The organism is Leclercia sp. GHBNCSD (genome assembly GCF_055805075.1).
This window is the reverse complement of sequence record NZ_JBQVYO010000001.1, coordinates 1,767,677-1,787,633: the sequence shown is the minus strand read 5'-3', so window position 1 is coordinate 1,787,633 and position 19,957 is coordinate 1,767,677. Positions and strand designations below refer to the sequence as shown.

Here is a 19,957-nt window from a genome sequence, read left to right as displayed (position 1 = left end):
TTCAGGAGTGCTTATGGCTCATTTTGCGCAATCCCCTTCTTTTATTTTGCATCAGGTCACCTGCCAGTTTTCGACAGGCGATACCCTTTTTGGTCCGCTGAATCTCTCGTTGGAGCCGTCACTGTGCGCGCTGGTTGGCCGTAACGGCAGCGGCAAGACCCGTCTTCTGCGCCTGCTGGCCGGGCTGGACGTGCCTGCCAGTGGCCATATCGAACGTTTCGGCACGCACCGCTATGTGGCGCAACAGCACGATATTTCCCCCCACACCACGCTGGCTCAGCTGCTTGGCTATGAAGGCCTTTTCGCGGCCCGCAGGCGTATCGACAGTGGTGCTTATCTGCCTGAGGATCTGGAGCGCCTCGACGGTTATTGGGATTTAACGGAACGACTGAGCGAGGCGTTTATCGGCGCCGGGCTTGCGCCGTTTGATCCCGACAGGCTGGCCGCTGAACTGAGCGGCGGCGAGCGGGTTCGCGCTCTGCTGTGCGGCGCGTTTACGGCGAATGCGGACTCTCTGCTACTGGACGAACCCACCAACCACCTCGACAGGCAGGGGCGGGCGTGGTTTTACGAGCAACTTGCCCGGCATGCCGGTTGCGTGCTGGTCGCTTCACACGATCGTGAGCTGCTGGCACAGGTGCCGCGCATACTGGAACTCAGCGCGTCGGGTTTACACAGCTACGGTGGCAATTACGCGGACTATCAGCGCCAGCGGAATGCGGAGCAGCAGGCCGCCCGCGCGGCACTGGAGCATGCAACCACCGAGCGCAAACGCACCCGCGCCCGTCTACAAAAGGAGCATGATGACAGCCTGCGCCGGTCGGCGAAAACCCTGCGCACGGTGGATAGTCTTAATATCGCCTCGTTTGAGCGCGTTAAGTATAAAGGGGCAGCAAAGGAGCGTCCGGGCGCGTGGCGCAAACAGCACCAGGAGCAACAGGGTGCGATGAACGCGGCGGTCACTCAGGCGCGGGAGCGGGTGGAAGAGGAAAATCCGGTGATGTTTACCCTGCCAGGCAGCCAGATTGCGGAGGGGAAACAGGTGCTGGTGCTGGAGGATCTGGTGCTGCCGCACATCACGATGGCGCCGCTTAACTGGCGCATGGATGGGCCGATGCGGGTGGCGTTGCGGGGGCCGAATGGCTGCGGGAAATCCACCTTGCTGAAAGCCATCCTCGGCCAGTGCCAGCCTGTTTCGGGACATTGCCGGACGTCGGTCACGGTGGCATATCTCGACCAGCACTTATCGCAGCTGGATCTGACGCAATCCGTTATCTCCCACCTCAATTTGCATAACACGCCGCTGGAGGAGGGGATACTCCGCAGCCGTCTGGCCCAGCTGCAGCTGGGCGCCGATCGGGTGACGCTCCCGCTTTCAGCGCTCAGCGGCGGCGAACGCTTAAAAGCGGCGCTGGCCTGCGTGCTGTGGCGGGAAGAGGCGACGCAGCTCTTGCTGCTCGATGAACCGACTAACCATCTGGATCTGGCCTCGACACGTGCTATCGAGGCGGCGCTGGCAGGCTTTACAGGCGCACTGCTGGTGGTATCGCATGACGACGTTTTTCTGGATGGGCTGAAGCTGACCCATGAACTGGCGTGGCTGAACGGAGAGTGGCGTGGTAAAAGGCGGTGATAGAAACAGAAACCCCCGCAAATGCGGGGGCTAAAATATAACTATTCAGTCAACTGCTTGCGGAGTGCCGGGTTAGCCTGAATCAGGCTCATCAGCTTCAGCTCGGTCATGGAGGGCTTCACTCTTTTTGATTCCCACTCTTGAACCATCGCTACGCTGACACCCATTGCTCGTGCGAAATCATCGGTTTTCATCCCTGTCCCTTTGCGTAAGCGCTCAAATTCCGTAAAGGGGTTGGACTTTTGCGAACGGGTAACCGTCTGCGGTGCATCCTTAAAAACAATCTGTTCCAGACTGCTTAGCAGATCAAACATAGGATCTTTTAATTCCATTGAGAACTCCTCATAAATCACACTGCGGGATCGTGAACATTAGAGAGCAATTTAAGAATAGTCGCTAAAACTGAGAACAGATCGTAACGTGCGTGATTAATTGTTAGAGATACGTTTCGCTGGCTCGCTTTGCGAACCGACTGAGTATGCTAATGACTTGATTATTCTGTAGCGCCATAGCATCAGGTATTTTTTTGTAAATGGTAAGAATTTATATGGCAATAGTCGTTTTACATGAAAAGGGTATCTTGCGGGCCTGACCTGGACTATTCTGTCACCGTTGGGCACGCGTGTGCCGGTGTGCGCTTTTTTGGGTGAAAGGAGTAATAACAATGGCGACAGGAAAGCCCTGCTCTCGCTGGTTTGCGCCGCTTGCGGCGTTGTTAATGATAGTTAGCCTGAGTGGGTGTTTCGATAAGGAAGGGGATCAGCGCAAAGCGTTTATCGACTTCCTGCAAAATACTGCGATGCGTAGTGGCGAGCGTTTGCCAACGCTGACTGCGGATCAGAAAAAACAGTTTGGTCCCTTCGTTTCTGACTATGCCATTTTGTATGGTTATTCACAGCAGGTGAACCAGGCGATGGACGCCGGACTGCGTCCGGTGGTGGATAGCGTGAATGCAATTCGCGTACCGCAGGATTACGTGACCCAGCGCGAACCGCTGAGCCAGTCAAACGGCGCACTGGGTGTGCTGGGCCAGCAGCTGCAGAACGCCAAAATGCAGGCCGATGGCGCGCGCTCTGCGCTGAAGCAGGGCGAAGATCTCAAGCCTGTGTTCGACAAAGTGTATGAAAAAGTGGTGACCAAACCTGCCGAAGCTCTGCAGCCGCTTATTCCAGCAGCCCAGATCTTTACACAGCAGCTGGTGCAGGTAGCAGATTATATTTCCCAGCAGGGCACCCAGGTGAGCTTTGTCTCCAACGGCATTCAGTTCCCGACCTCGCAGCAGGCCAGCCAGTACAATGCGCTGATTGGGCCGCTGGCCGCGCAGCATCAGGCGTTCAGCCAGGCGTGGAGCGCGGCGATGGCCGCAACGGAATAACGTCTGAAAACGTACTCGCATTTTGCCAGGCCATGCTGCGTTTAGCTGGCCTACAAATCTGTAGGCCCGTGCAAGCGAAGCGCCGCCGGGCGCATTCCAGAATAAAAAACCCCGCTGCAAAGCGGGGTTTTTTATCTTCTCTGAAAATAAAGCTTGTCTTTGATCCGCGAACTATGTCTTAATACACCTCGTCGGTTTGTTACACAGACCTAGAGCAGTTTAGTTAAGCAGTCCAGATGCGTTATCTTAGATACCCTTCGTAGTGACCCTTCCTTCATCGCTTAAAAATCTGTAACACATTCCATCATCGCGCCGGAAGGCAAAACAAATTTTTAAAAGGTAATATCTATGTCTGGTAAAATGACTGGTCTGGTAAAATGGTTCAACGCTGATAAAGGTTTCGGCTTCATCACTCCTGACGATGGCTCTAAAGACGTGTTCGTACACTTCTCTGCTATCCAGAACGATGGCTACAAATCTCTGGACGAAGGTCAGAAAGTTTCCTTCACCATCGAAAGCGGCGCTAAAGGCCCAGCAGCTGGTAACGTTGTAAGCCTGTAAGCTTCCAACTCAGCGCAAGAATTTAAAAACCCGCCTCTGGCGGGTTTTTTTCGTTTAAGGCTTAACTTGTGGATTGACGCAGTTTTTATCCACCTTGCCCTGCAGGGCGTCGATCAGGTTTTCCACCGCACAGGCCGCCATGTTATAGCGCGTTTCGTGGGTGGCGGAGCCAATATGCGGCAGCGCGACCACGTTTGGCATTGTCAGCAGTTCCGAGCTGACCGGTAGCGGCTCCTGCTCAAATACGTCCAGCCCCGCGGCGTGGATCTCACCGTTTTTCAACGCTGCAATCAGCGCCTGTTCATCCACCACCGGTCCGCGTCCTGCATTAATAAAGATGGCGGATTTCTTCATCTTCTCAAACTGCGCTTTGCCGAACATATGGTGAGTTTCATCGGTCAGCGGCAGGATCAGGCAGACAAAGTCCGCTTCCTGCAACAGGGTATCCAGGTCACAGGGGCGGGCGTTAAAGCGTTCTTCAGCCTCTTTATGCTGGCGGCGCGCGTTATACAAAATCGGCATGTTGAAACCGAAGTGGGCGCGCTGGGCCAGCGCCATGCCGATGCGGCCCATCCCGACAATGCCCAGCGTTTTGCCATGCACATCGACACCAAACCAGTCCGGACCGATGCTTTTGGTCCACTCGCCGGCTTTAACGCGCTCGGCCACTTCCACCACGCGACGCGCGCTGCTGAGCACCAGCGCCATCAGCGTATCCGCCACGGTTTCGGTGAGTACGGTTGGCGTGTGCATCAGCAGGATGTTGCGGGCATTCAGCGCATCGACGTCAAAGTTGTCATAGCCTACTGAGATGGTCGAGGTTGCACGCAGCGCAGGCATTTTTTCCAGCAGCGCGGCATCCACCTTTTCGCTGGAGCCCAGCAGCCCGACGGCACCCGCGAACGCCTCAGCATGCTGCTGTACCGTCTCCGGGCTCAGGTTGTTAACCCGGGTAACGGTGAAATGCTCTTCAAGGCGCTGCTGCAGGGCATCAGGCAGGGCTTTATACAAAATGATGGACGGCTTCATGCTAATCTCCGTTGATTTTAAAAGGATTCAGGCGTGGCGTGCGCCGACGGGAATATTTTGATTATTAGCAGGCTTAACAATTAAAGTAAGCCACACCGAGGCAAAAAGCGCCACCCCCATAAAGATGTACGAGGCTGACGGGCCGCCGGTCACACCGTTCAGATAGCCCACGAACCATGAACCAAAGAACGAGCCCAGCGCACCCATGCTGTTGATGAGCGCCATCGCGCCGCCCGCCACGTTACGCGGCAGCATTTCCGGGATGATGGCAAAGAACGGACCATACGGGGCATACATCGCCGCACCGGCGATCACCAGCAGCGTATAGGAAACCCAGAAGTGGTTCGCGCCCACCGCCCACGAACCGATAAAGGCACAAGCGGCAATCAACAGCAGCGGCCAGACGAACAGCTTGCGGTTTTGCAGTTTGTCCGACGCCCAGGAGACCACAATCATGGCGATGGTTGCAGCCAGATAAGGCACGGAGGAGAGCCAGCCCACTTCAACCATGCCGAGGTTATCGCCCGCGCTACGGATGATAGACGGCAGCCACAGAACAAAACCGTAAACGCCGATACTCCAGGTGAAATATTGCATGCACAGCAGTACCACGTTGCGGGAGCGGAAGGCTTCGCCGTAGTTACGCACCGCTTTCAGTCCCTGCTGCTCTTTATCCAGCTGCGCCTGCAGGGCCGCTTTTTCATCTTCAGAGAGCCATTTGGCCTGGGCCGGTTTGTCTTTCACCAGCACCCACCAGCAGAAGGCCCAGATAATGGCCGGCACACCTTCAATAATGAACATCTCACGCCAGCCGAAGGACTGGATCAGATATCCGGAGACCACCGACATCCACAGTACCGTGACCGGGTTGCCGAGAATAAGGAAGGTATTGGCGCGCGAGCGTTCGGATTTGGTAAACCAGTTGCTGATGTAGATCAGCATCGCGGGCATGACCGCCGCCTCCACTACGCCAAGAATAAAACGAATGGCCGCCAGCGCCGGGATGTTATTCACCACCCCGGTGAGGGAGGCGCAGGCACCCCAGAGAATCAGGCAGATGAAGATCAATTTGCGGACGCTGCGGCGTTCGGCATAGATGGCGCCAGGGATCTGGAAAAAGAAGTAACCGAGGAAGAAGAGGGCCCCCAGCAGCGAGGAGACGCCTTTGGTGATCCCCAGGTCTTCCGTAATGCCTGCGGCAGACGCGAAGCTAAAGTTCGCACGATCAAGGTACGCCAGGCTGTACGTGATAAACACGACAGGCATGATGTACCACCAGCGTTTTACTGCGTTTGTTGCATTGTTCATAGGCTTGCCTCTGTCGTTGAGGGGGTTACCGCCGTTGTCTGTAGGGTACACGGTGGTTTAATCGTTAGCCCACTCTCCCCTGTAGGGAGAGGGAAGTTATGCGTCCAGTTGCGCCCGGGTGGGTAATCCTTCGCTGTCGCCCTGAACCTGGATCGCCAGCGAGCCGATAACATTGCCGCGCGTGACGGCCTGATGCAGCGTTTTGCCTTCCAGCAAGGCGCTGACCACACCAACAGCAAAGCCGTCTCCCGCGCCGACGGTATCGACGACGTTCTCGACCTTCACTGCCGCCACGGCACCCTGCTCGCCATCGGCGGTTTTATACCAGGCGCCGTCGGCACCGGTTTTCAGGATCACGGCCTTCACGCCCCGGTTCAGGTAAAAATCGGCGATCCCTTCCGGGGTGTTTTCCCCGGTCAGGATGAGGCCCTCTTTCAGGCCGGGTAGCACCCAGTTGGCCTGGAAGGCGAGGTGGTTCAGCTTCTCCACCATCTCCGCTTCGCTTTTCCACAGCACCGGGCGCAGATTGGGATCGAACGAAAGGGTTTTCCCCGCGGCTTTCATGGCGCCCGCCGCGTGATCGAGCAGGGCGTAAGAGCTGGCGGACAATGCGGCCGCCACGCCGCTCAGGTGCAGATGCCTGGCTGCGGTAAACCCGATCGGATTGAAATCTTCAACGGAGAGATGGCTGGCTGCCGAGCCTTTGCGGAAATACTCCACAATGGGATCGGTTCCATCGGTGACTTTTGATTTAAGCTGGAAGCCCGTCGGATAACGGTCGTCTATGGTCACGCCTGCGGTCTCGATCCCCTCTTTTTTCAGGGTGTCGAGCACAAACTGGCCGAAGCTGTCATTGCCGACGCGGCTCACCCAGCTCACCTTCAGGCCCAGGCGCGCCAGCCCGGTGGCGACGTTCAGCTCGGCACCCGCGACGCGCTTCATAAAGCGATCGACTTCGCTTAAGTCGCCGGTGTGGGTAGCCACAAACATGGCCATCGCTTCACCAATGGTGATGACATCCAGACTATTCGGCATCGCTTACGCCTCCCGCAGTAAATTGACGTAATGACGGGTGACCGCCGTCAGATCTGGCCCTTCAAGCGGAAACTCGATCCCGCGTGGGACATCGCCGGGCAGTTGCTCCAGCAGGGCCTGCCAGCGGGTGCTGTCCTGGTCGGGCGGCACGGCGCGATACTGCTGCTGATGAGGAACGGCGGCCTTAACGTGGATATAGCTCACCGCGGGCGCCAGATGCTTCGCGGCTTCTTCCGGTGACTCACCCACCCACAGCCAGTTGCCCATATCAAATGTCAGCGTGACCGGCAGGCTCATTACCCGGCAGGCCGCCTTGAAGCGCTGCATCGGCGCCAGCTGGCCGCAACGCGTCTGGTCGTTTTCCACCACCAGCGTCATGCCGGTGTCATCGAGCAGGGCGCGCAGCGCATCGAGCTGCTGCTTATCGCTGAAGTTGCCGAGGGAGACTTTCAGCCACAGGGCGTTGAGCGTCGCGGCCTCGGCAAGGTAGCGGGGCAGCAGTGGGTTGAGGGTGCCATCCGCGCTAAACAGTGCATCGGGGGCGGAGTAGCAGGCCAACAGGCCGAGCAGTTCAATGGACTCGGCAAGGGTGGGTAAGGTTGCCAGTTCGGCATCGCTGAATAACTCCCGGCGGATCTCGACGCCATCCGCGCCTGCCCCGGCGATAACCGGCAGCATGGCGCGCTGCCCACCCGCTTGCCGTACCTGGTCAGCGCCATACGCGGCGGTGACAACAATAATTTTTCTGCCCATCGGCGGACTCCATCACGTAGCTGATACTCTTTACGCTAGATGGAACCGGTTCCAAAGAAAAGTTCAGGATGCCGGATTTATGATCGCCATCACGAAGGGGGATTAACGCGCCGTGGAACCGCGCACGATCAGCTCCCCGGAGAAGACCTGCTCCCGGACCGCTTCATCGGCGCCGTTGATCCGGCGAATCACCTGCTCGACGGCGGCGAAGCCAATCTGCCAGGTGGGCTGTTTGAGGGTGGTGATGCCGACACCGGCCAGCTCGGCCCACTCCAGCTCGTCAAAGCCCAGCAGACCGATATCGCTGCCCCAGTGCAGGCCGATGCGCTTAAGCGATCGGGCGACCTGTAGCGTTAAGGCGCCGTTAGCGGAGATGACCGCCTTGCGCATGCCGCGATGACGGGTATGGAACTGGCGCAGGGCACTGTCCATCTGTCCGGCTTCATGGAGGGGGATTTCGACGTTCTCGGCGATCACGCCAGTATAACGGGCGAGGGTCGCGCGAAACGCGCTGAGGCGCTCGCGACGGGTGTTGACCATCCCCAGCGGTTCGCTCAGGAACAGAATCGCTTCAAACCCTTGCTCTATAAGATGTTCCGTGGCGGTGGTGGCGGCCTGGGTGTTGTCCAGCCCTACCACATCACAGGCGAAATCCGGGATTTTGCGGTCAATCAGCACCATCGGCAGGGCGGACTGTTGCAGGCGGTTCAGTCCCTCTTCACGCATTCCCACGGCGTTAACCACAATGCCCTCTACCTGATAGCTGCGCAGAAGATCGAGGTAGTGCAGCTCCTGGTCAAGTTCGTTGTTAGTGTTACACACCAGCGGGGTGAAGCCTTTTTCCCGGCAGGCGGCTTCGATGCCGCTGAGGACGTTAACAGAGTAGGGGTTGGTAATATCGGCGAGGATAAGCCCGATCAGGCGGGTTCGCCCGCGCTTCAGTCCCCGGGCCATCAGGCTGGGACGATAGTCGAGATCGGCAATGGCCTGTTCAATGCGGGCTAACAGCGCGTCGGACAGCAGGTGTTTTTCGCCGTTGAGGTAACGGGAGATGCTGGTCTTACCGGTTTTTGCGGCTTTCGCCACATCGCTGATGGTGGGCCGTGTTGATTTGCTCATCGCTGGTTTCCTTGCCTTGGGTGAGCATACCTTAGCGCGAAAATGCCCGGTGGCGCTACGCTTACCGGGACGACTGGCCGGGCAGGCGATGCCGCCACCCGGCACAACACTTACTGAATCGGGCTTAAGGTGATCTCAACGCGACGGTTCTGCGCTTTGCCTTCCGCCGTGCTGTTGCTGGCGATCGGATTCGCCGGGCCCATACCGCTGGTGCGAATACGGGTCGCCGCTACGCCCTGGGTGATCAGCGAGCTGGCCACCGCGTCAGCACGTTGCTGGGAGAGACGCATGTTCAGATCCTGGCTGCCGGTGCTGTCGGTATAGCCCAGCACGTTCACCGCGGTTTTTTCGTACTCCTTGAGCACCATCGCCACGCCGGTCAGGGTATTGGCCCCCGCCGGTTTCAGCGTTGAGCTGTTGCTGTCGAAGGTGACGTTGTTTGGCATGTTCAGAATGATGTTATCGCCGCTGCGGGTTACGCTCACGCCGGTGCCCTGCATTTTGTCGCGCAGCTTCGCTTCCTGCACGTCCATGTAATAACCGACGCCGCCACCCAGGGCTGCGCCTGCTGCGGCGCCAATCAGCGCCCCTTTGCCGCGATCTTTTTTCGAGGAGGAGAGTGCGCCAACACCTGCGCCGACCAGGGAGCCGAGGCCTGCGCCAATGCCTGATTTACCCGCTTCGCGTTCGCCGGTGTAAGGGTTCGTTGTGCAGCCTGAAACAACCAGTGCGCCGCTCACCACGGCGGCAATCATAAGTGCGCTTTTTTTCATCTTCTTTCCTTAAGCTTTTTTATTCTTTGCCACGATGGGCGTGGCGGTTGATTATGACGTCCAGTTACGGAGAAAATTCCGGGGATAACTCTTAAATTTGTGTCTAATCATAAACAGCCTCAATGAAGGCTGAGAAAACCTGCAACCGGCAATCCAGGAGCACACGCTGTGACCACTTCAACGAAAACCATTCTGACTGCAGCCCACTGGGGGCCCATGCTGGTCGAGACCGACGGCGAGACGGTGCTGTCATCCCGCGGCGCGTTGCCGACAACCTATCCCAACTCCCTGCAGACCGCGGTGCGCGACCAGGTGCACAGCAAAACCCGCGTGCGCTGGCCGATGGTGCGTAAGGGGTTTCTCGCCTCGCCGGATAATCCGCAGGGGGTGCGTGGGCAGGATGAGTTTGTGCGCGTCAGCTGGGATGAGGCGCTGACGCTTATCGATGCGCAGCATAAACGCATTCGCCAGAGCTATGGCCCATCGTCCATTTTCGCCGGTTCGTACGGCTGGCGTTCCAATGGCGTGCTGCACAAAGCCGCAACCCTGCTTCAGCGCTATATGAGCCTGGCGGGCGGCTATACCGGCCATCTGGGGGACTACTCCACCGGTGCGGCGCAGGCCATCATGCCGTATGTGGTGGGCGGCAACGAAGTGTATCAGCAGCAGACCAGCTGGCCGCTGGTGCTGGAGCACAGCGAGGTGGTGGTGCTCTGGAGCGCCAACCCGCTCAACACCCTTAAGATCGCCTGGAACGCCAGCGACGAGCAGGGCATCCCCTATTTCGACGCGCTGCGTAAAAGCGGCAAGCGCCTGATCTGCATCGATCCGATGCGCTCCGAAACCATGGATTTCTTTGGCGAGCGCGCCGAGTGGATCGCCCCGCATATGGGCACCGATGTGGCGATGATGCTCGGCATCGCCCATACGCTGGTTGAGAATGGCTGGCAGGATGAGGCGTTTCTTGCCCGCTGTACCTCCGGGTATGAAAAATTTGCTGACTACCTGCTTGGAACGACGGACGGTATCCCCAAAACCGCCGAGTGGGCCGCCGACATTTGTGGCGTTCCGGCAGATAAAATTCGTGAACTGGCGGCGTTATTCCACAATAACACCACCATGCTGATGGCGGGGTGGGGGATGCAGCGCCAGCAGTTTGGTGAGCAAAAACACTGGATGCTGGTCACCCTCGCGGCGATGCTCGGCCAGATTGGTACGCCGGGTGGCGGCTTTGGCCTGTCGTATCACTTTGCTAATGGCGGTAACCCGACGCGTCGGGCGGCGGTGCTGGCCTCGATGCAGGGTTCGGTCAAGGGCGGTACCGACGCGGTGGATAAGATCCCGGTCGCCCGCATTGTGGAAGCCCTGGAAAATCCCGGCGGTTTTTATCAGCACAACGGCCTGGATCGCCACTTCCCGGATATCCGCTTTGTCTGGTGGGCAGGCGGGGCTAACTTTACCCATCATCAGGATACCAACCGCCTGATCCGCGCCTGGCAAAAACCGGAGCTGGTGGTAATCTCCGAATGTTTCTGGACGGCGGCGGCGAAGCATGCCGATATCGTGCTGCCGGCGACCACCTCGTTTGAACGCAACGACATGACCATGACCGGCGACTACAGCAACCAGCATATGGTGCCGATGAAGCGGGTTGTGGCGCCGCGCGATGAAGCGCGTGACGATCTTGATGTGTTTGCCGAGCTGAGCGAGCGCTGGGAGCCGGGCGGCGGCGAGCGTTTCACCGAAGGTAAAACCGATCTGGAGTGGCTGGAGACGTTCTATGAGATTGCCGGGCAGCGCGGCGCGGCACAGGGAGTGACCTTAGCACCCTTCGCCGAGTTCTGGGAAGCCAATGATATCGTCGAAATGCCGGAATCTGAGGTGAACGCCAGATTCGTGCGCTTCGCGGATTTCCGTCGCGATCCCGAGGGCCATCCGCTTAAAACCGAGAGCGGCAAAATCGTGATTTACTCCGAGCGGATCGCCAGCTTCCAGTATGCCGACTGTCCGCCGCACCCGATGTGGCTGGCGCCGGACGAGTGGTATGGCAATGCTGAGCCGGGGCAGTTACAAATTCTCTCTGCCCATCCGGCGCATCGTCTGCACAGCCAGTTGAACTACTCCTCACTGCGCGAGCAGTATGCGGTGGCCGGACGCGAGCCGGTGACGCTCCACCCGGATGACGCCAGCGCGCGCGGCATTGCCGATGGCGACGTGGTCCGCGTCTGGAACCATCGCGGGCAGGTCCTGGCAGGCGCGGTGGTCAGCGAGGGCATCAAGCCGGGGGTGATCTGCATTCATCAGGGGGCATGGCCGGATCTGGATCCTGATAACGACGGGATTTGTAAGAACGGGGCGGTCAACGTGCTGACCAAAGATCTCCCCAGCTCGAAGCTGGGGAATGGCTGCGCGGGAAATACTGCGCTGGCGTGGCTGGAAAAATATCAGGGGCCGGCGCTTACGCTGACGGCGTTTGATCCGCCTGCCAGCTCATAAGCCAGGTCGGGTGTTGGGTATCTTCCTGCCAGGCGCTGTCTTCAATGCGAAAGCCCTGAGCGTGGTAGAAATTCACCGCCCGATTGTTCTTCTGGTAGACCTCGAGACTTAAAGAGGGGTAGCGCTGCTGAACATGTTTTATCAGCGCATGCCCGATCCCTTTGCCCGCAAAGGCCGGATCGACAAACAGCGCGCCGATAAACCGGGATTCCATCACGCTGATAAACCCGCGAAGCTGGCCTTTCTCTTCCCATACCCATGTCTCGGCCGACGGCAGGTAAACCTCTCGCACCACCGCTTTGCTCTCCAGCCAGTATTGCGCATCGATAAAGGGATGGGCGACGGTGGTGCTCTCCAGCCAGAGTGTCAGCAGGGGCTCGACATCGTCATTGAGCCATTTGCGGATCATGTTGACCTCCGGGGTGACAGTGGCAGGCGGTGACGTGATCGTTGACCAGCCCGCAGGCCTGCATAAAGGAGTAACAGATGGTGGTGCCAACGAATTTAAAGCCGCGCTTTTTCAGCGCCTTCGACAGGGCATCTGAGGCTGGCGTAGAGGTGGGGATCTCTGCAAGCGTCGCCGCCTGGGTCACCTGCGGGGTGTTATCGACAAAAGACCAGACGAAATCGGAAAAGCGCTCGCCGTTCTCTTCCATCGCCAGATAGGCCCGGGCGTTGCCGATAATGGCTTCGATTTTGCCGCGATGGCGAATAATCCCCGCGTCCAGCACTAACCTGTCGACATCGGCAGAGGTCATCCCGGCGACAAGGACCGGATCAAACTGGTGAAAGGCCTGACGATAGTTTTCCCGTTTTTTAAGCACGGTGATCCAGGATAAACCGGCCTGCTGACCTTCGAGACAGATCATCTCGAATAAATGCTTTCCGTCAGTTTCCGGTACGCCCCACTCTTGATCGTGATAGGCGATATAAAGCGGATCCTGGCTAACCCAGCCACAACGTTGCATCGTTTCTCTCCCTATTTGCTCCTGAAATTACAAAAATTTCAATCGACCCGGCTTGACGTGTCACCTAAAGAGACAATAGTTAATACAGGTTGATACGCAACATCCCTCATGTTGCAACCTGGCCTCAATTAAACAAACACAAATATCGCCGAACTCGGCTCTTCTCTGGAGTCGCTTTGATGATGATAAAAAATATCAGTGGCCGCCATGCCGTGACAGGTATGGCGAGCTTGTTGGCCTGTCTGATTTCAGGCAACACAGCAAACGCCTGGCAACAGGAATATATCGTTTCGGATACAAAAAGTAATACCACCGAGCGTTATACATGGGACGACGATCACCAACCGCGGTATGAGGACATTCTCAAAGAGCGGATCCTCTCCTCGCAGAATACGCCCGGTTTAGCGCTGAATTTACCTGATTCCTCTCCTGTGGAGGCTACCAGCTCAATGAGTGTGGGCTGGAGTATTCCCGTGGCCCGCCGTTTCACGACCGGACCGGTTGCCGCCTGGCACTATGACGGCTCCACGCCCAATATGTACAACGAGTTTGGCGATAGCGTGAACACGCAGTCGCTGATCGACCCGCTGTGGCACGCCAGCGTAAGTACGCTCGGCTGGCGCGTGGATACGCGCGTGGGCGATGTGCGACCGTGGGCGCAAATCAGTTATAACCAGCAGTTCGGTGATAATCAGTGGAAAATGCAGTCCGGCCTGGGACGCCTGGTGCCGTCCACCCAATACGGTAACTGGATGGATGTCACCGTCGGGGCCGATATGCTGATCAATCCTCATATGGCGGCCTATGCCTCGATGTCGCAGGCTGAAAATATGACCACCGGCGAGGATTACCTTTATACCCTCGGCGTCAGCGCCAGGTTCTGAATTAGGCACGTAAATCGCCTGTGCAGCGCCGGAAGCGAGCCTTCTCCGGTGCGGTTCAGACGGTTGTCCAGGCCATTCATTCCTGATTTTCGGCATTTCATTCCACGCCCTCTGCATTTCATGCCGTTTTACCCCTGGTAAGGTAAGGTTTTGGATATCGTTGTCAGCAGTGAATTTCCCTTTTTTCTGCTGCAGGACAACTGCCATGAACACTTCAACTTACAACCGCACCCGCTGGCTGACCCTCTTCGGTACTATCGTGACCCAGTTCGCTCTGGGGTCGGTCTATACCTGGAGCCTGTTTAACAGCGCCCTTTCCGACAAACTCAATGCCCCGATAAGCCAGGTGGCTTTCTCCTTTGGTTTGCTGAGCCTGGGCCTGGCGCTCTCTTCGTCCATCGCCGGTAAATTACAGGAACGCTTCGGCGTGAAGCGCGTCACGATGGCTTCCGGTGTGTTGCTGGGGCTGGGCTTCTTCCTGACCGCCTATTCCAACAATCTGATGATGCTGTGGCTGAGCGCCGGGGTGCTGGTCGGGCTGGCGGATGGTGCAGGCTATCTCTTAACCCTGTCGAACTGTGTGAAATGGTTCCCGGAGCGTAAAGGGCTGATCTCCGCCTTTGCCATCGGTTCTTATGGCCTTGGCAGCCTGGGCTTCAAATTTATCGACAGCCAGTTACTCGCCACCGTCGGCCTTGAAAAGACCTTTATGATCTGGGGCGCAATCGTGCTGGTGATGATCCTGTTTGGCGCTACCCTGATGAAAGATGCGCCGCAGCAGGAGGTGCAGACGGTCAATGGCGTTGTCGAGAATGACTTTACGCTGGCCCAGTCGATGCGTAAGCCGCAGTACTGGATGCTGGCTGTGATGTTCCTGACGGCCTGCATGAGCGGTCTGTATGTGATTGGCGTGGCGAAAGATATCGCCCAGGGGATGGTGAAACTGGATGCGGCAACAGCGGCCAACGCGGTAACCATTATCTCTATCGCCAACCTCTCTGGTCGCCTGGTGCTGGGGATCCTCTCCGATAAAATTGCCCGTATCCGCGTCATTACCCTCGGCCAGGTGGTTTCACTGGTGGGAATGGCGGCTCTGCTTTTCGCCCCGCTCAACGAAGTGACCTTCTTTGCGGCTATCGCCTGCGTCGCGTTTAACTTCGGCGGCACCATCACCGTCTTCCCGTCGCTGGTCAGTGAGTTCTTCGGCCTGAATAATCTGGCGAAAAACTATGGCGTTATTTATTTAGGTTTTGGTATCGGCAGTATTTGCGGTTCGCTTATTGCTTCGCTGTTCGGCGGTTTTTATGTGACTTTCTGCGTAATATTCGCCTTACTTATCCTGTCTCTGGCCCTGTCCACCACTATTCGCCAGCCGCAGCGTGAAGTGTTGCAACAAGCGCATGCTTGATTAAAACTACCTCTAAGGGCCGGATATTCCGGCCCTTTTTGTTTTTATAAACTGTAAAGAACAGGCCGGTTGTAGGCCATCGGACTTGTTTTTTTGTAAATATTTGCAGGGATCACATTCTCTGCTGCCACTTTTTCTTTTCCCTGTGGTCTACTTACCGCGCTTAAAGACGTTTCTTATAACGTACTCCCAGGCAATGAAATAACCTGTTCACTTTTTGACCAAGAGTGAAGCGGCTCTACTTTACCTTTTTCCAGGTTGCATTAATGAAATATATCAAAGCGATGACGCAACAAAAGCTCAGCTTTTTACTTGCGTTGTACATCGGTCTGTTTATGAATGGCGCGGTTTTTTTCCGTCGGTTTGACGGTTATGCGCAAGACTTTACCGCCTGGAAAGGAATCGCTGCGGTCGTTGAACTGGTTGCTACTGTACTGGTTACCTTCTTTTTACTGCGTTTGCTGTCGCTGTTTGGCCGCCGTGTCTGGCGGGTACTCGCCACGCTGGTGGTGCTGTGCTCGGCAGGTGCCAGCTATTACATGACCTTTATGAACGTGGTGATCGGCTACGGCATTATTGCTTCGGTGATGACCACAGATATCGACCTCTCGAAAGAGGTGGTCGGTTTACACTTTATTCTCTGGCTGGTTTGCGTCAGCATCCTGCCGCTACTGCTTATCTGGAACAACCGCTGCCGCTATACGTTGTTGCGCCAGCTGCGTACCCCCGGACAGCGCACCAGAAGCGCTGCGGTGGTGGTGCTGGCAGGCTTAATGGTCTGGGGACCTATCCGCCTGCTGGATTTACAGCAGAAGAATGTCGAGCGTACCTCCGGCGTGGATATGCCGAGCTATGGCGGCGTGGTGGCGAACTCCTATCTGCCTTCAAACTGGATCTCCGCGCTGGGGTTATACGCCTGGGCGCAGGTGGATGAATCTTCCGACAATAAATCGCTGTTGAATCCGGCGAAGAAATTCACCTATCAGGCGCCTTCGGATCTGGATGACACCTACGTTGTCTTCATTATCGGTGAAACCACGCGCTGGGATCACATGGGCATTCTGGGCTATGAGCGGGATACCACACCGAAACTGGCGCAGGAGAAAAACCTTGTCGCCTTCCGCGGTTACTCCTGCGATACCGCGACCAAACTCTCGTTGCGCTGCATGTTCGTGCGTGAGGGCGGGGCGAGCGATAACCCACAGCGAACGCTGAAAGAGCAGAACGTCTTCTCAGTGCTGCGTCAGTTGGGCTTTACCTCCGACCTCTATGCGATGCAGAGCGAGATGTGGTTCTACAGCAATACCATGGCCAACAATATTGCCTACCGTGAACAGATTGGCGCTGAGCCGCGTAACCGCGGTAAGAGCGTGGACGACATGCTGCTGATCGACGAGATGCAACGCTCGCTGGAGGGCAACCCGAACGGTAAACATCTGATTATCCTGCATACCAAAGGGTCGCACTTTAACTATACCCAGCGTTATCCACGTAGCTTTGCGAAATGGACGCCGGAGTGTAAAGGCGTGGATAAAGACTGCAGTAAACAGCAGCTGATCAACTCTTACGACAACTCGGTGACCTATGTGGATCACTTTATCGACAGCGTGATTGACCAGCTGCGCGATAAGAAAGCCATTGTTTTCTATGCCGCCGACCACGGTGAGTCGATTAACGAGAAAGAGCACCTGCATGGTACGCCGCGCAAGATGGCCCCGCCGGAGCAGTTCCGCGTACCGATGATGGTGTGGATGTCTGATAAGTATCTGGAGAACCCGGAGAAAGCCAAAATGTTTGCGCATCTTAAAGCGCAGGCGGATATGAAGGTGGCTCGTCGTCATGTGGAACTGTACGACACCATTCTCGGTTGCCTCGGTTACACCTCGCCGGACGGCGGGATTAACGAGAATAACAACTGGTGTAAAGTGCCGGACAGCGCCGCGAAAGCCGCAAAGTAACGGGCCTGGCGACTTTATAGCCGATCGAAAGGCTTTTGCAAAATAAGGGATTGACGGAGGCAGAGCGTAGCAGTAAGATGCGCTCCGCATTCGGCGAGTAGCGCAGCTTGGTAGCGCAACTGGTTTGGGACCAGTGGGTCGGAGGTTCGAATCCTCTCTCGCCGACCACATTCGAAACCCCGCTCTTTGAGCGGGGTTTTTTGCATCTGAAGGTTATGAGGATGAGAACCTCCGGGGCAGGAGGTTCGACTCGAGCGAAGCGAGAGAACGTTGCTTCAGCAACGGCCCGCAGGGCGAGTCACGGAGTGACGAGTTATCCTCTCTCGCCGACCACATTCGAAACCCCGCTCTTTGAGCGGGGTTTTTTGCTTTTATGGGTTACAGTAATACACCCCATCAGAACGTTATTATTCAAAAGTAATTAAAATAGCGGTTACCGCGCTTTCCCCCTGCCTGTTAACGATTATGTGACATATTCCATTGTATTTTTTTATATATGGAATGATCTTTTTTCGCGTTGCTTATACATAACCTCAGCATTTTCCCCTGTGCGTTTTAACGTTCACGGCATTTAGTGCGCAGATAATCGCCATTCCGTAAGAAAATTTACCCCGGTTGAATAAATGTTAATCACTGGTTGTAGCAGAATGCATAGAGAGTTGTGCTGCATCATGGCGGGTAGCATAAATTTCCCTGCTGAAAATAGGTCCCGGTGGTTTTTTTAATCTTTGTTTGCCAATTCTCACACTTAGCGTAAATCCCCGTCACCTGTATTGACGTTTTCACATTCTGTTGACAGATTGTAGGGCACGAGGGGCATTTCAGGGAGGATCTGCGCTGCAACTCAGTCGCTCTTCTGAAAGGAATCTCCATCCCTTATCACGCCTTAGGGCAACACCGACCAGACCGGGTAAAAAAAAATTAAAGGTCAGGCGGAGTAACACAACAAAAACATCACATTGGAGCAGAATAACAATGAGTATTTCCTTGAAGAAGTCAGGGATGCTGAAGCTTGGTCTGAGCCTGGTAGCCATGACTGTCGCAGCAAGCGTACAGGCAAAAACCCTGGTCTACTGTTCTGAAGGCTCGCCGGAAGGCTTTAACCCACAGCTCTTTACCTCTGGTACAACGTACGACGCAAGCTCTGTACCTATCTATAACCGTCTGGTTGAATTCAAAACCGGTACTACGGAAGTTATTCCGGGTCTGGCAGAGAAGTGGGACATCAGCGAAGACGGCAAGACCTACACCTTCCACCTGCGCCCGGGCGTGAAGTGGCAGGACAGCAAAGAATTTAAACCTACGCGCGACTTTAACGCCGACGACGTGGTGTTCTCCTTTGACCGTCAGAAAAATGCCCAGAACCCGTACCACAAAGTATCCGGCGGCAGCTATGAATACTTTGAAGGGATGGGTCTGCCGGATCTGATCAGCGAAATCAAAAAAGTGGACGACAACACCGTTCAGTTCGTGCTGACCCGTCCGGAAGCGCCATTCCTGGCTGACCTGGCCATGGACTTCGCCTCTATTCTCTCTAAAGAGTATGCGGACAACATGCTGAAAGCTGGCACCCCGGAGAAAGTTGACCTGAACCCAATCGGTACCGGTCCGTTCCAGCTGCTGCAGTATCAGAAAGACTCCCGCATTCTTTACAAAGCGTTTGAAGGTTACTGGGGCACCAAGCCGCAGATCGACCGTCTGGTCTTCTCCATCACGCCTGACGCCTCCGTGCGTTACGCCAAGCTGCAGAAGAACGAGTGCCAGGTTATGCCGTACCCGAACCCGGCTGACATCGCGCGCATGAAGCAGGATAAAAACATCAACCTGATGGAGCAGGCGGGTCTGAACGTCGGCTATCTCTCCTTCAACACCGAGAAGAAACCGTTTGATGACGTGAAAGTACGTCAGGCGCTGACCTACGCGGTGAACAAAGAAGCGATCATCAAGGCCGTTTATCAGGGCGCTGGCGTTGCCGCGAAGAACCTGATCCCACCAACCATGTGGGGCTACAACGACGACGTTAAGGATTACACCTATGACGTTGAGAAAGCGAAAGCGCTGCTGAAAGAAGCGGGCCAGGATAAAGGCTTTACCGTTGAGCTGTGGGCGATGCCAGTACAGCGTCCTTACAACCCGAACGCGCGCCGTATGGCAGAAATGGTTCAGGCTGACTGGGCGAAAATCGGCGTTCAGGCCAAGATCGTGACCTACGAGTGGGGCGAGTACCTCAAGCGTGCTAAAGCGGGTGAGCACCAGGCTGTGATGATGGGCTGGACCGGTGACAACGGGGATCCGGATAACTTCTTCGCGACCCTGTTCAGCTGCGCCGCGGCGAAAGATGGTTCTAACTACTCTCGCTGGTGCTACAAGCCGTTTGAAGATCTGATTCAGCCGGCGCGTGCCGCAGAAGATCACAACAAGCGTATCGAACTGTACAAACAGGCTCAGGTTGTCATGCATGAGCAGGCGCCAGCGCTGATCGTGGCTCACTCAACCGTGTACGAACCAGTGCGTAAAGAAGTTAAAGGCTATGTGGTTGATCCACTGGGCAAACACCACTTCGAAAACGTCTCTGTTGAATAATTAAAAGCGTAAGGGGTGCGACAGCACCCCATGCCCGGCGGCGCTGCGCTTGCGCGGGCCTACAAATGTAGGCC

17 protein-coding genes, 1 tRNA gene and 1 other RNA gene are annotated in these 19,957 nt (G+C 56.3%); 10 read left to right on the top strand and 9 right to left on the bottom strand.

Translation table 11 applies throughout. The annotated features are described in order from the left end of the window. The first annotated feature begins 13 nt into the window (after positions 1-13). On the top strand, positions 14-1,633 hold the full coding sequence (locus ACT3IC_RS08685) for an ABC-F family ATP-binding cassette domain-containing protein (RefSeq protein ID WP_325941881.1): 1,620 nt from the start codon (positions 14-16) through the stop codon (positions 1,631-1,633). Between the two features lie 41 nt (positions 1,634-1,674). Here ACT3IC_RS08685 and ACT3IC_RS08680 read toward each other — a convergent pair whose 3' ends face one another. Next, on the bottom strand, positions 1,675-1,965 hold the full coding sequence (locus tag ACT3IC_RS08680; protein ID WP_103177777.1) for an HTH-type transcriptional regulator: 291 nt from the start codon (positions 1,963-1,965) through the stop codon (positions 1,675-1,677). A 332-nt stretch (positions 1,966-2,297) separates the two neighbouring features. Between ACT3IC_RS08680 and ACT3IC_RS08675 the strand changes: the two genes are divergently transcribed. Both ACT3IC_RS08675 and cspE read left to right on the top strand, forming a co-directional pair. Further along, positions 2,298-3,008, top strand: coding sequence for a DUF3053 domain-containing protein (locus tag ACT3IC_RS08675; protein WP_103177778.1), 711 nt, complete (start codon positions 2,298-2,300; stop codon positions 3,006-3,008). 348 nt (positions 3,009-3,356) lie between these two features. Beyond that, a complete protein-coding gene (gene cspE / locus ACT3IC_RS08670; RefSeq protein ID WP_032615822.1) occupies positions 3,357-3,569 on the top strand; it encodes a transcription antiterminator/RNA stability regulator CspE in 213 nt (70 codons plus the stop codon). Between the two features lie 54 nt (positions 3,570-3,623). Here cspE and ghrB read toward each other — a convergent pair whose 3' ends face one another. From ghrB to ACT3IC_RS08640, 6 genes are all read right to left on the bottom strand, one after another. Then, positions 3,624-4,598 carry a glyoxylate/hydroxypyruvate reductase GhrB gene (gene ghrB / locus ACT3IC_RS08665; protein WP_159340392.1) on the bottom strand — a complete coding sequence of 325 codons (975 nt, stop codon included), beginning with the start codon at positions 4,596-4,598 and terminating at the stop codon, positions 3,624-3,626. A 27-nt stretch (positions 4,599-4,625) separates the two neighbouring features. Beyond that, positions 4,626-5,906: an MFS transporter gene (locus ACT3IC_RS08660; protein ID WP_103177780.1), complete on the bottom strand. Its 1,281-nt coding sequence runs from the start codon at positions 5,904-5,906 to the stop codon at positions 4,626-4,628. A 96-nt stretch (positions 5,907-6,002) separates the two neighbouring features. Beyond that, on the bottom strand, positions 6,003-6,941 hold the full coding sequence (locus tag ACT3IC_RS08655; protein ID WP_159340391.1) for a sugar kinase: 939 nt from the start codon (positions 6,939-6,941) through the stop codon (positions 6,003-6,005). Positions 6,942-6,944: 3 nt separating this feature from the next. After that, complete coding sequence (locus ACT3IC_RS08650) at positions 6,945-7,694, bottom strand: sugar phosphate isomerase/epimerase family protein (RefSeq protein WP_114385542.1); 750 nt, start codon at positions 7,692-7,694, stop codon at positions 6,945-6,947. A 102-nt stretch (positions 7,695-7,796) separates the two neighbouring features. Next, complete coding sequence (locus ACT3IC_RS08645) at positions 7,797-8,813, bottom strand: LacI family DNA-binding transcriptional regulator (RefSeq protein WP_156653707.1); 1,017 nt, start codon at positions 8,811-8,813, stop codon at positions 7,797-7,799. 110 nt (positions 8,814-8,923) lie between these two features. Further along, entirely contained in the window at positions 8,924-9,586 is a 663-nt protein-coding gene (locus ACT3IC_RS08640; RefSeq protein ID WP_103177784.1) for an OmpA family lipoprotein, read from the bottom strand. Between the two features lie 168 nt (positions 9,587-9,754). Here ACT3IC_RS08640 and ACT3IC_RS08635 point away from each other — a divergent pair, with 168 nt between their 5' ends. Next, positions 9,755-12,082: a molybdopterin guanine dinucleotide-containing S/N-oxide reductase gene (locus tag ACT3IC_RS08635; protein WP_473477140.1), complete on the top strand. Its 2,328-nt coding sequence runs from the start codon at positions 9,755-9,757 to the stop codon at positions 12,080-12,082. Here ACT3IC_RS08635 and ACT3IC_RS08630 read toward each other — a convergent pair. Beyond that, positions 12,045-12,491 carry an N-acetyltransferase gene (locus tag ACT3IC_RS08630; protein WP_103177786.1) on the bottom strand — a complete coding sequence of 149 codons (447 nt, stop codon included), beginning with the start codon at positions 12,489-12,491 and terminating at the stop codon, positions 12,045-12,047. The two genes, ACT3IC_RS08635 and ACT3IC_RS08630, sit on opposite strands and share 38 nt — an antisense overlap. Further along, positions 12,469-13,050 carry a DNA-3-methyladenine glycosylase I gene (tag, locus tag ACT3IC_RS08625; protein WP_114385546.1) on the bottom strand — a complete coding sequence of 194 codons (582 nt, stop codon included), beginning with the start codon at positions 13,048-13,050 and terminating at the stop codon, positions 12,469-12,471. Before tag ends, ACT3IC_RS08630 begins: the two co-directional genes overlap by 23 nt. Before the next feature lie 179 nt (positions 13,051-13,229). Here tag and ACT3IC_RS08620 point away from each other — a divergent pair, with 179 nt between their 5' ends. The 6 genes from ACT3IC_RS08620 to dppA all read left to right on the top strand — a co-directional run bounded on the left by ACT3IC_RS08620 (position 13,230) and on the right by dppA (position 19,883). Then, the gene (locus ACT3IC_RS08620) at positions 13,230-13,934 is read left to right on the top strand and encodes an autotransporter domain-containing protein (protein ID WP_103177788.1); all 705 of its coding nucleotides are present in this window, start codon (positions 13,230-13,232) and stop codon (positions 13,932-13,934) included. Between the two features lie 205 nt (positions 13,935-14,139). Further along, on the top strand, positions 14,140-15,342 hold the full coding sequence (locus ACT3IC_RS08615; RefSeq protein WP_103177789.1) for an L-lactate MFS transporter: 1,203 nt from the start codon (positions 14,140-14,142) through the stop codon (positions 15,340-15,342). 266 nt (positions 15,343-15,608) lie between these two features. Then, on the top strand, positions 15,609-17,300 hold the full coding sequence (gene eptB / locus ACT3IC_RS08610; protein ID WP_473477137.1) for a kdo(2)-lipid A phosphoethanolamine 7''-transferase: 1,692 nt from the start codon (positions 15,609-15,611) through the stop codon (positions 17,298-17,300). A gap of 91 nt (positions 17,301-17,391) precedes the next feature. Beyond that, a tRNA-Pro gene (locus ACT3IC_RS08605) sits at positions 17,392-17,468 on the top strand. A 33-nt stretch (positions 17,469-17,501) separates the two neighbouring features. Then, a non-coding RNA gene (locus ACT3IC_RS08600) (RtT sRNA) lies at positions 17,502-17,633 on the top strand. Positions 17,634-18,275: 642 nt separating this feature from the next. Continuing rightward, positions 18,276-19,883, top strand: coding sequence for a dipeptide ABC transporter periplasmic-binding protein DppA (gene dppA / locus ACT3IC_RS08595; RefSeq protein WP_103177792.1), 1,608 nt, complete (start codon positions 18,276-18,278; stop codon positions 19,881-19,883). Positions 19,884-19,957 lie beyond the last annotated feature (74 nt).